The organism is Promicromonospora sp. NPDC060204, from assembly GCF_042728455.1.
GTDB lineage: Bacteria > Actinomycetota > Actinomycetes > Actinomycetales > Cellulomonadaceae > Promicromonospora.
This window is the reverse complement of sequence record NZ_JBHWZO010000215.1, coordinates 1-11,053: the sequence shown is the minus strand read 5'-3', so window position 1 is coordinate 11,053 and position 11,053 is coordinate 1. Positions and strand designations below refer to the sequence as shown.

Sequence of the window (11,053 nt, the reverse complement as noted above, 5' to 3'; positions counted from 1 at the left end):
CGTCACATTGCTACGTCTCCGTTACCCCCTTGGCTGCGCACGTCTTCCCCCGGTGCTGTCTCGAACGGGAAGCCGGTGTGGTCTCCGACCCAGGTCCACCCGATACGGTTCCCGTCGTGTCCGGAATCTTCGACGACGTCGCCAGGCTCGCCCACCAGCATCTCGACGCTGAAACCGCCGACGCGTGGCTTCGCGTCGTGCGCCCGGCGGTAGACCTCGTCCCGGCCGAGCCGGACGACGCCGTCGTCGCCCGGCTCGGCGGCGAGCCACGCCTACCGGACGGAACGCCGTGGCCGCGATGGGATCCGGTCGGACCGCTGTCGTACGTCGGCGAGCTGGACCTCGCGGCGCTGGCCGCGACCGGATACGACTGCGACCTTCCGCTGCCGGTCGAGGGCCGACTCGCGTTCTTCGTGCTGGACAAGAGCGATGACTATGACTTCGCCGATGGCTCTGAGCCGGACAGTTACCAGGTGCTGCACCTCCCGACCGACGGCACGCTCCGCCCGACACCTCCGGGCGCATCGGCTTACGGTGAGCAGACGCTGACCGCCCGGCAAGTCGTCACGGCCCCCGACACCTTCGACCCGGCGCTGCCGATGGCTCTGGGCGTCGACGCCGACGCCGACTACCGGGCCTGGCTGGACCACCCCGTGCAGGCCCCGACGTTCTCCGACGCCCTTGAGGCCTTGCGTGGCACGCTCCCCCGACACCAGGTCGGCGGTTGGGCGACCGCGGTCCAGGGCCCGGTCGAGGTCGAGGCGGCGAGCGCAAAGGTCCGCCGTCGTCCGCTCGAACCGGAAGTAGCCACAGCCGACGGGACCGACCCGTGGGTGCTGCTCGTCCAGGTCGACTCCTACGACGGCGCCCAGTGGGGCGACGTCGGCACGCTCTACTGGCTCGCCCACACCGAGGACCTCGCGCGAGGCGATCTGTCGAACACCCGGTTCGTCATGCAGAGCTGCTGAGCCCCTCAGCCCTCGGAGCGCGACACCTCGTTTGGCCCCCATTCCGGCAGCGCTTCCCGCTGACCGAGCCACGTATTCGGCACTCCGACGACGCCGTCCCGGTCACCGAGCCCGGTGAACGCGCCCACAACCCCGCCGACGATCGCAGCGGTGGTGTCGACGTCGCCGCCGGCCTCGACGCAGGCTTTGACCGCCGCGGGGTAATCGGTCAGACAGGTGGCCGCGGCCCACAGGCAGAACGGCACGGTGTCCTGGGCCGAGACACGTGACCCGTTCCCGAGCTTCCAGGCGGCCTCGCCCACCGATGCACCGAGCAGGTCGCGCGCGGCGACCACACCCTTGGCCGTCGCCCCGGACAGCAGGTACGGCTCGACGCTGTCGAGCACCTCGTCCGGCTTCGGGATGACGTGCGCGATCGTCGCGCCGGCCACGAACGCCGTCGCCACCGCGACGACGACAGCGCCTGCGATCCCCTCCGGATGCGCGTGGGTCACCTCCGACGCGCGGGTCGCCTGCTCGGCGGCACGATCCAGGTCACCGGCGAAGTAAGCGCCGAGCGGTGGGATGCGCATGGCCGCCCCGTTGCCGAACGACCCGGCGGGAAACGCGGCGACGGTGGCCTTCTGCCACGGGACGCCGTCGCGGATCTGACGTAGCACCTGGACAGCGCCTGCGCCGTAACCGCGGTAGGGATCGCTCCGCTGCGCGAAGTTCTGAGCGATCCTGTCGCGGTCGATCTCACCGTGCTGGATCAGCTCCGCGGCGACGGTGCAGGCCATGTCGGTGTCGTCGGTCCAGGGCCACGTTCCGGCCGGCACGGTCCCGTCCCCGAGGAGCGAGGCCGGATCGTTGGTCGGGACGAAGTACTGGGCACCGAGCGCGTCGCCGACCGACAATCCGGCAAGGCTGTCCGCGCACAGTGCGACTCGCTGCTCGGGATGAATGGTCTGGTCAAGGCTGCGTGGCACTCGCAGATCCTGTCAGGCGCACGACGTCGCGGCCGCCATCGCCGCGCGGCCGGTTCGCACCCTCCCCGGCCGGAAACGCACGTGGGGATAGCCCGAGACCTGCGGCTGACGAGCGTGCGGGCTGCCCTCGATCGCACCGCTGACGGCGACAGGTGCCGACCTGCGCCGAGTTCCTGGTAGGTAGCACGCCCGACGCGCAGCTATTCGCAGGATATTGCCCGGTTCACGGCATCCATGTACGGATCGTTCAGTATTGCGGGCGATCGCTCAAGAAACTGCCTGCAGGATTGCAACGAACTGCGGTGTTCGCTGAAGCCCGATCGCGGCAGAGTCCCTCCACAACGAACCAAACGCAGCGAGTGGAGACCGCAATCATGATGAAGGCCCGTCAGGACCAAAAGCGTCAACAACTACCGCCCGTGCCCTGGCTCTGGCTTCTGGTGAGGGCAGGCGTCGCGCTAGTGGTGTTCGCAGCCGCGATGCAGTTCTCCGAGGATCCAAAGATCGCACTCCTGCTGGCAGTGCTCGTCCTAGCACCCGGGGCCTACACGAAGCGGGTGTCTGGAAGTGGCTAGCGCGAAGATGTTCCGCGCTCTCCCGTCACGCCAGCACGACAACCCCCGGCCCCCGCACCGACACCACCACCGCCCCGCCCCGCCCCTCCACAACCGCCGCCTCACTCCCGAGCACCACCCCGGAATCGAGCACCACCGCCGCGGCCCCACCGTCCCGCTCCAAAGCCACCGACACCGGCCCCTCCTCCAGCACCAGCACCACATCCACGCGCCCGCCACCCTCGACGGCCGCACGCGTCATCACCACCGCCCCGTCCTGCACCGACACCGACGTCCCACCCGGATCCCCCGAGGCCACAGCCGCCTCCGCACGCCGCAGCCCCACCAGCGCCCGGTACAGCTCCACCATCCGCGCCCCGCCCTCCGACGAAGCCTCGTCCCAGTCCAGCCGAGACGCCTCGAACGTCGACAACGCCTGCGGATCCGGCACCTTCACATCCGCCCCGTACAGCTCCGCCCACCCGTGCCCGCCGAACTCCGCCGCCCGCCCGCGCGAGATCGCCGCAGCGAGCTCCGGCTCCTCGTGGTCCGAGAAGTACTGGAACGGCGTGGTCGCGCCCCACTCCTCGCCCATGAACAGCATCGGCGTGAACGGCCCGAGCAGCACCACGGCCGCGCTGACCGCGAGCGCCCCCGGCGTCAGCACGCGCGAGGGCCGGTCGCCGAGCGCGCGGTTGCCCACCTGGTCGTGGTTCTGGGAGCAGACGACGAAGCGGCGCCGGTCCATGTCGTCCGGGACGGGCGCGCCCCAGTTCTTGCCGCGGAACGTGGACCAGCCGCCGTCGTGCACGAAGACCCCGGTCAGCGCCTTGGCGAGCGTCGCCGGGGTGCCGAAGTCGACGTAGTAGCCCTGCCGTTCGCCGGTCAGGAGGGTGTGCAGGGCGTGGTGGACGTCGTCGGCCCACTGCGCCGTCATGCCGTACCCGGCCCGCCCCTGGAACGAGTCACCGGTGGGCGTCACCGTCCGCGGATCGTTGGCATCCGACTCGGCCACCAGCGACAACGGCCGCCCGACCTCCCCGGCCAGCAACGAAACGGCATCCGACAGCTCCGCCAGCACATGCCGCGGCGAGTCGTCGACGAGCGCGTGGACGGCGTCCAGCCGCAGCGCGTCGACGTGGAAGTCGCGGAACCACCGCAGCGCCTTCTCGACGACGAACGCCCGCACCTCGGCGGACCCGTCGCCGTCGAGGTTCACGGCCGCGCCCCACGGCGTCTGGTGCTGGTCGGTGAAGTACGGGCCGTACTCGCCGAGGTAGTTGCCTGAGGGGCCGAGGTGGTTGTCGACGACGTCGAGGCAGACGGCGAGCCCGCGGGCGTGGGCGGCGTCGACGAAGCGCTGGAGGGCGGCCGGCCCGCCGTACGGTTCGTGCACGGCCCACAGCGCGACGCCGTCGTACCCCCAGCCGTGCCGCCCGCCGAACGCGGCGAGCGGCATGAGCTCGACCATGTCGACGCCGAGGTCGGCGAGGTGGTCAAGGCGCCCGACGGCGGCGTCGAGCGTGCCCTCGGGCGTGAACGTCCCGACGTGCAGCTCGTAGACGACGGCGCCACGCACGTCACGCCCGGCCCAGCCGCCGTCGGACCACGAGTACGCACGAGCGTCGAAGGTGCGCGACGGACCGTGCACCCCGGCGGGCTGCCAGGGGCTGCGCGGGTCGGGACGCGGCGGTCCGCCGTCGAGCGAGAAGGCGTAGTCCGTCTCGGGCGGCAACCCGCGCGCAGCCGACCACCACCCGCCGACGTCGGCCACCAGGGGTTCCGTCGCGCCGGTCGCCGGCAGCACGAGGTCGACACGGGACGCGAACGGCGCCCAGACCCGCAGGGGTGCCATCATGCCGCCTCCGCCACGAGCAGCGCCACCGGCCACGGCCCCAGTAGTTCCGCGAGCCGCACCGCCCCGCCGGCGAAGGACGAACCGGTCAGCACAGACCGCCACGCCGTCCCCGAGCCCAGCTCCGGCAACACCACCGAGGCCTCACCAAGTCCGGAGGCATCCCCCAGCCGCGTCGCGACGACGGCCACCCGCGGCCCGCCGGCGTCGAGCCGGACGAACCCGACCGCCCGCCCCGTCGTCACCGGCAACGGCTCGTACCCGGCGCCCTCACCCACGAACGCCGAGGGATGCGCCCGCCGCACCCGCAACGCGGCGGCCGTCAGCACCAGCTTCTCCTCCGCGAGGCCCGACGGCGTCCGCCCGGCGTCCAGCGACTCCAGCACGGAAGCAAGGCCCTCCAGGTCGACGAGCCGCCGGTTGTCCGGATCCACGAGCGACGTCCCGGTGACCTCCGTCCCCTGGTAGACGTCGGCGACACCGGGCACCGTGAGCTGGAGCAGCTTGGTCGCGAGGACCGACCGCCGGACCGTCGACGTCACCCGATCGACCCAGTCGGCAAATCCGGCGACCACCTCGGGGTGGGTCAGCAGCGCGGTCGCATAGTCCACCAGACCGGCCTCGCGTGCGGCGTCTGGCGCCGTCCAGGTGGTCCACGCCTTCTGCTCCCGCGACGCCTTGACCAGGTACGCGGCCAGCCGCTCGGCCTCGATCGGCCCGCCCGCGGTCCAGGTCCCGGCGAGCGTCTGCCACAGCAGGTTCTCGGTCCGCCCGTCGAGGTCAACCGGCCGCACGTCCGACGTCGCCTCCCGCAGTCGCCGCACCAGCCCGATCCAGGCTTCCGCGTGCGAGGCAACGGCCCCGGTCCGGGACCGGACGTCCTCGCCGCGCTTGGAGTCGTGCGTGGAGCCCGCGGTCATCGTCGCGGGCCACGACTCGGCCAGGTGCCGCGCGTGCTCGTGCAGCTCGTCCGGCCCCACCCCGAAGCGCGAAGGCGCGCCGCCCACCTCGCACAGGCTGACCAGGTGGGTCCACCGGTAGTACGCGGTGTCCTCCACGCCCTTGGCCATGACGGCGCCGCACACCTGCGGGAACCGGACGACGAGCTCGGCGCGCCGCTCCTCGTCCCGACGACCCGCGGAGCCGGCCTCGCGCCCGAGCACCAGGTCGACCACGAGGTCCAGCGTGTCGTGCCGATCCGGGTCGAGGCGCGAGCGGGCGACGTCGGCCGCCTCCCGCACCACGCGCTCCGCCTCGGGCGGAGCCTCCTCCCCGGGCACGACGTACGCGCGGTACCGGCCGAACGCCACGACCAGCTCGACCACGCAGTCCTGCAGCGACCGGAACGTGTGGTCGCGCAGCCGCACGTCCTCGCGGCAGATGTCCGCGACCATGGTGGTCAGCAGGTGGATCTCCGCGTACAGGGAGGTCTCGACGATCTGCCGCTTGGCCTGCTCGATCACGTCGTCGAGGCTCGTCTGCTCGCCCGTCAGCTCCTGCATCAGGGCGGCCAGCGGGGCGGCGCCGTCGGGATCGACCTGGAGGGCGTGCAGCCGCCAGGCCGTGTCGTAGCCCGTGGTGCCGGCGACGGGCCAGTCGTCGGGCAGCGCCTCGCCCTCCTCCAGGATCTTCTCGGCCACGACCCACGCCCCGCCGGTCGCCTCGTGCAGCCGGCGCAGGTACCCGCGCGGATCCGCGAGCCCGTCGGGGTGGTCGATCCGGAAGGCGTCGATCACGCCCGCGTCGAAGAGCTCGAACAGCAGGGCGTGCGTGGCGGCGAAGACGTCGGCGTCCTCCACGCGGATGCCCGCCAGCGTGCCGACGTCGAAGAAGCGCCGGTAGTTGAGCTCCTCGTCGGCCACGCGCCAGTAGGCGAGCCGGTAGTGCTGGCGCCCCACCAGCTCGGCGAGCGGCAGGTCCTCGGTCTCGGGCCGCACGGGGAACAGGTGGTCGTAATACCGCAGCACGGGCTGCGCCCCGCCCTCACCGGGACCGTCGTCGTCCCCGGGCACGACGACGTGGTCGAGCGCGAGCTCCCCCGCGGCCAGCACCGTGCCGATCCGCGCGCCCAGCACCGGCATGAGGAGCCCCTCGCCCTCGGCGAGGCCGACGTCGAACCAGGTCGCGTACGGCGACTCGTGCCCGTGCTTGAGCACGGACCACAGCGCCCGGTTGTGCCAGGCGGGCGTGGGCACGGCCATGTGGTTGGGCACGACGTCGACGACGACGCCCATCCCGCGCGCGTGCGCCGCCGCCGCGAGCCGTTCGAGCCCCTCCCGACCGCCCATGACGTCACTGATCCGGGTGTGGTCCACGACGTCGTACCCGTGCGTGGAACCCGGCGCCGCCTGCAGCACGGGCGAGAGGTAGAGGTCGGTGATCCCGAGGGTGTCGAGGTACGGGAGAGCCTCCTCGGCGTCCACGAACGTGAGGTCGGGGCCGAGCTGCAGCCGGTAGGTGCTCACCGGGGTGCGGCGGCCGGGTCCAGGGAGATGGGAATGCACTGTGCCTCCGTCGCTCGGTGGTCGTCCGGCCGTCCCGCGTGCTCCACACAATGGCTGATCACGGGGTATATCGCCAGGCCACCGGGTGAATCTCTCATCCTGGTCTCACGTACTTCTCATGATGGCCTGGAAGCGTGGTCCTTCCGCCCGACGGAAGGAACGGACCGCATGTCCAAGCTCACGAACATGATCGGCCTGGCCAAGAAGATGCTCGACTCGCAGAACGGGCAGCAGCAGCAACAGGGCGCGCCGCAGGGTGGTTCCACGGGCCAGAGGTCCTGGCAGTCGACCCTTCAGGACATCGCCGGTGCGGTGACCGGACGTGATCAGCAGCAGGGTCAGGCGCCGCAGGGCTACCCGGCCCAGCAGGGATACCCGACAGGTCAGCAGGGATACCCGGCACCCCAGCAGGGCTACCCCGCCGCCGCGCACGGACGGCCGGGTGCGCCGGGTGCCACCGACGCCGACCGCCAGGCGATTGCCCGCTACGACTACCTCATGCAGACCGCCGACCCGCAGCAGATCGAGCGGATCCACGCCGAGTCCTTCGCGCGTCTGACGCCGGCGCAGCGCCAGGAGGTGCTGCAGCGCATGCAGACGGAGCTGCCGCCGCACGAGCAGCCCCGCTCCGCCGACCCTCGCGAGCTGTCCGTGGCGGCTGCCCGGTCCGAGGCCCGCCGGCCGGGCTCGATGCGGTCCGTGCTCGCCAAGGTCGGCACGGGCGGCGTCGTCGCGGGTGTCGCCGTAGGCGCGGTCGGCATCCTGGGCGCCGTCGCGGCCGGTGCCGTGATCAGCAGCGTCGCCGGACCGATCCTGGAGAACGCGGCGAACCTCGGCGTCGACTTCGAGTCGCTCGCGGCGGGCGTCGACGTCGAGGGCCTGACGGCGGCGGCCGGCGAGTTCGGCACCGGTGCCCTGGGCGAGGCCGCTGCCGGCGTCGAGGAGTACGGGGCTGGCGCGCTCGGCGAGGCCACCGCCGGTGTCGAGGGCCTCGGTGCGGACGCCGTCGGACAGGCCACGGCGGGCGTCGAGGGCTACGGGGCTGACGCCCTGGGCCAGGCGACCACGGGCGTCGAGGACCTCGCCGGCACGGCCGAGGGTGCGGTGTCCGGGGTCGGGGACCAGGTCTCGGAGGCGGGCCAGTCGCTCACGGACATCGCCGAGAAGTTCGACCCGCGCAACTTCTTCTAGGACGTACCAGCTTCCAGGCCGTACCAGCGCGACGACGACGGATCGATTCAGGACGTCGTCGCGCTGGTGTCGCCCCGCGGTCGGCGCAGGCGGAAGGTACGCCGTCGACGGGAGCGAACCGCCTGCCCCGACCGCACACCTAGACGGTGACGACGACCTTCCCACCGGAGCGTCGCCCGGACTCGAGGTACCGGTGCGCGTCCGCGACGTCCGCGAGGTCGAACACCGCGCCGACGGCCGGGGTCAGGGCGCCGAGCCGCACACCGGCGGTCAGGAAGGCGGCCATCCGCCGCACGACCACGGGATCTGTCGTGTGCTCGAAGCTCCGGTACCGATCGGTCACCCGGACCCGGTCCGCCGGTTGCGGCGTGGGGCGCGTGTCGAGAAAGCCCGCCGGGACCAGAACGCCGTCGCGTCGGGTCGCCTCGACCAGGTCGCGCTGCCCCGGGCCCGTCACGAGGTCGAGAGTGATATCAGCCCCCGCACCATCGGTATGACGACGTGTCGCCTCCACGAGGTCCTCACGATCGGTGGCGACGACGGCGCCTGCGCCGGCAGCGAGCAGCTCATCGACCGCCGCCGCGCGGCGGGTGACCGCGATGGGCACCGCGCCGATCTGGTTCGCGATCTGGATCGCCGCCCGGCCGACGCCGCCGGAGGCCGCCGTGACCAGGACGCGGTCGGCGGGCCGCATCCCCGCCGTCTCGAACAGGGCACCGTAGGCGGTGGAATACGCGACCCAGACCGCCGCCGACTCCACGACTCCGAGGCCTGCCGGACGTGCCATGACCTGGTTCGCGGGAACCGTCGTGTACTCGGCATAGCTGCCGCGGACGTGGGCGTCCGGCACAGCCGTCAGGATCACCGGATCGCCGACGCCCCACGAGTCGACGCCGGCGCCCACCGCATCGATGACACCGGTGCCCTCGACGCCGAGGCGTGCGTGAGGTAACGGAGCCTGCATCGGCGGTACGCCCGCTCGCGTCATGATGTCGAGCGGATTGACCGCGAAGGCTTCGATCCTGACCCGCACCTCTCCCGGCCCGGGTTCGACGACGGGTTCGTCGACGATGTGCAGGACGTCCGGGCCGCCCACTACGTCGAACACGACGACACGTGGCATGGTTCCTCCTTCGTTCGTTCCAGTACTGCTCCGGATGACGCTACGGATCGCTGAGTTACCCACTGGTACCTTGTGACGTCATGCAGGACTCCGGAGGATCCGCGTTCCTCGCCGACTGCCCGACCCGCCTGGCGGTCGAGATCATCTCCGACAAGTGGGCCGTGCTGGTGCTGTTCGGACTGAGCACCCGCCCCCGGCGGCACGGCGAGCTCGTCGACCTCATCGGCGGCATCTCGCGCAAGGTCCTGACCCAGACGCTTCGCCGTCTGCAGGACTACGGCCTGGTGGAACGGCATGCCGCGACGCGACGGCAGGTCGCCTACAACCTGACGCCGCTTGGCCGAACCCTGATCGAGCCCATCGAGGTCCTCACGGACTGGGCCAGGGATCACGGGGTAGCTGTCGCCGACTCTCGCGAAGCCGCCGAAGCCGCCGAAGCCGCACGCGCGGCCGCCGTACGCCCTACGAGCTAAGCACTCGTTCCGGCCGCCTGCGCCGCTCTGATCGCCGACGCGAAGTCGGGAGCGACCCCGAGCTGAGCAAGCCACAGATTCGCTGCGTTGTAGCAGTTGAACGTCTCGATCTTTCCGTCCCGGAGATGCCAGAGATCCGCCGTCGGCACGTCGATGCGGCGACCGGTCGGCGGGATCTCGCCGACCGGCGTCGGGAGCCCACCGAGATGCGTCCCCTGAATACGCAGCTCGACGGCGACGACATCACCCATCGCGTGCACGCCGGCCAGCTCACGGTGGATGTCGGGAAACGCAGTGGCGAGACCAGCCAGCGCCTGGGGAATCCCGTCGCTACGGAAGGTCAGCCCATTCGGTACGTCGTTGAACGTACCGTCCTCGGTGAACAAGGCGCGGAATCCATGTCCGTCGAGGACATCCCCTTCCGCCAGCCGGTAGGCCTCGCGCACAACCTCTTCGCTCTTCGTCATCTGGGCTCCTTCTTGACGCTGGGCTGATCACGACCCGCCACCGGGCTGCACATGTTCGGTCACCCCGGAGACGCTGTCCTGGTCAGGGGAAGACCTGCACCTCGCCGCCGTCCACGAACAGCTCGCTGCCGGTCATGAAGCTGGACTGGTCAGAGGCCAGGAAGAGGACGGCGTTCGCGATCTCGGCGGGATCAGCGGTTCGACCCAGGGGTGTGCTGCCGCCCATGCCGTCGAGCAGGGCGCCCGCCTGCTCCGGACTCGCCGCGAGGCCACGGAGCCCGGGGGTGTCGGTGGGGCCCGGCACCACGGTGTTCACGCGCAGACCACGGGGAGCGAGCTCTGCCGCCCAGACCCGGCTGAACTGCCGCAGTGCCGCCTTGGTAGCGGAGTAGACGCCGAAACCGGGGACGCCGCGGCTCGCCGAGCTCGAGCCGGTGAGCACGATGCTGCCGCCACCGTTCAGCAACGGGAGGGCCTTCTGCACCGTGAAGGCGGTGCCTCTCACGTTGATCCCGAAGGTGTGGTCGAAGGCCTCGGGGGTGAGCGAATCAAGGGGCTGGTCCGCCTCGCCGCCACCGGCGTTGGCGAAGAGGACGTCGAGCCGGTTGCCGTCGTCCGCGATCCGGCGGAAGAGGCTGTCGAGGTCGGCCAGATCGGAGACGTCGTTACGGATCGCGATCGCCTGGTCGCCGAGCGCCTGGGCGGCTGCCTCGAGTTCCTGCTCGCGGCGTCCGGTCATGTAGACGAGCGCGCCCTCGGCCACGAAGCGCTCGGCAGTGGCGAGCCCGATGCCCGTGCTCGCGCCGGTGATCAGGGCGGTCTTGTCGGTCAGCTGACCCATGGGTGTTCATCCTCCGTAGCTAGGTGCAGGCAGCACCGGACTGGTGGTCCAGACACGGTCGCGCTCGCCAGGCGAGCATTCTTGACCGTTCGGTCCACCATAAGGATGG

General features: G+C 71.4%; 9 protein-coding genes. 3 read left to right on the top strand and 6 right to left on the bottom strand.

The features are described from left to right. The coding region (locus ACFWEJ_RS22135; RefSeq protein ID WP_377231348.1) for a YwqG family protein at positions 1-968 on the top strand (968 nt) is incomplete at its 5' end. A 5-nt stretch (positions 969-973) separates the two neighbouring features. Here the strand turns inward: ACFWEJ_RS22135 and ACFWEJ_RS22130 are convergent. The 3 genes from ACFWEJ_RS22130 to treY all read right to left on the bottom strand — a co-directional run bounded on the left by ACFWEJ_RS22130 (position 974) and on the right by treY (position 6,849). Further along, a complete protein-coding gene (locus ACFWEJ_RS22130; protein WP_377231347.1) occupies positions 974-1,936 on the bottom strand; it encodes an ADP-ribosylglycohydrolase family protein in 963 nt (320 codons plus the stop codon). A gap of 600 nt (positions 1,937-2,536) precedes the next feature. After that, complete coding sequence (gene treZ / locus ACFWEJ_RS22125; protein ID WP_377231346.1) at positions 2,537-4,348, bottom strand: malto-oligosyltrehalose trehalohydrolase; 1,812 nt, start codon at positions 4,346-4,348, stop codon at positions 2,537-2,539. After that, entirely contained in the window at positions 4,345-6,849 is a 2,505-nt protein-coding gene (gene treY, locus ACFWEJ_RS22120) for a malto-oligosyltrehalose synthase (protein WP_377231345.1), read from the bottom strand. The genes treZ and treY overlap by 4 nt, the downstream gene beginning before the upstream one ends. A 168-nt stretch (positions 6,850-7,017) precedes the next feature. On the opposite strand from treY, the gene ACFWEJ_RS22115 reads away from it, so the two are divergent. Continuing rightward, a complete protein-coding gene (locus ACFWEJ_RS22115) occupies positions 7,018-8,040 on the top strand; it encodes a cation-transporting ATPase (RefSeq protein WP_377231344.1) in 1,023 nt (340 codons plus the stop codon). Between the two features lie 139 nt (positions 8,041-8,179). Here the strand turns inward: ACFWEJ_RS22115 and ACFWEJ_RS22110 are convergent, their stop codons facing one another. Further along, on the bottom strand, positions 8,180-9,163 hold the full coding sequence (locus ACFWEJ_RS22110) for a zinc-dependent alcohol dehydrogenase family protein (protein ID WP_377231343.1): 984 nt from the start codon (positions 9,161-9,163) through the stop codon (positions 8,180-8,182). Positions 9,164-9,243: 80 nt separating this feature from the next. On the opposite strand from ACFWEJ_RS22110, the gene ACFWEJ_RS22105 reads away from it, so the two are divergent. After that, positions 9,244-9,636 (top strand): winged helix-turn-helix transcriptional regulator, encoded by a 393-nt coding sequence (locus ACFWEJ_RS22105; RefSeq protein WP_377231342.1) that lies wholly within the window; start codon positions 9,244-9,246, stop codon positions 9,634-9,636. Here the strand turns inward: ACFWEJ_RS22105 and ACFWEJ_RS22100 are convergent. Further along, entirely contained in the window at positions 9,633-10,103 is a 471-nt protein-coding gene (locus tag ACFWEJ_RS22100) for an ester cyclase (RefSeq protein WP_377231341.1), read from the bottom strand. The genes ACFWEJ_RS22105 and ACFWEJ_RS22100 overlap by 4 nt on opposite strands. An 82-nt stretch (positions 10,104-10,185) precedes the next feature. Next, positions 10,186-10,944: an SDR family NAD(P)-dependent oxidoreductase gene (locus ACFWEJ_RS22095; protein ID WP_377231340.1), complete on the bottom strand. Its 759-nt coding sequence runs from the start codon at positions 10,942-10,944 to the stop codon at positions 10,186-10,188. Positions 10,945-11,053 lie beyond the last annotated feature (109 nt).

Bases quoted from the DNA above. Each gene is read 5' to 3' on its own strand.
- ACFWEJ_RS22115 (WP_377231344.1), top strand. From the start codon at position 7,018: ATGTCCAAGCTCACGAACATGATCGGCCTGGCCAAGAAGATGCTCGAC.
- treZ (WP_377231346.1), bottom strand. From the start codon at position 4,348: ATGATGGCACCCCTGCGGGTCTGGGCGCCGTTCGCGTCCCGTGTCGAC.
- ACFWEJ_RS22110 (WP_377231343.1), bottom strand. From the start codon at position 9,163: ATGCCACGTGTCGTCGTGTTCGACGTAGTGGGCGGCCCGGACGTCCTG.
- ACFWEJ_RS22100 (WP_377231341.1), bottom strand. From the start codon at position 10,103: ATGACGAAGAGCGAAGAGGTTGTGCGCGAGGCCTACCGGCTGGCGGAA.
- ACFWEJ_RS22105 (WP_377231342.1), top strand. From the start codon at position 9,244: ATGCAGGACTCCGGAGGATCCGCGTTCCTCGCCGACTGCCCGACCCGC.
- ACFWEJ_RS22095 (WP_377231340.1), bottom strand. From the start codon at position 10,944: ATGGGTCAGCTGACCGACAAGACCGCCCTGATCACCGGCGCGAGCACG.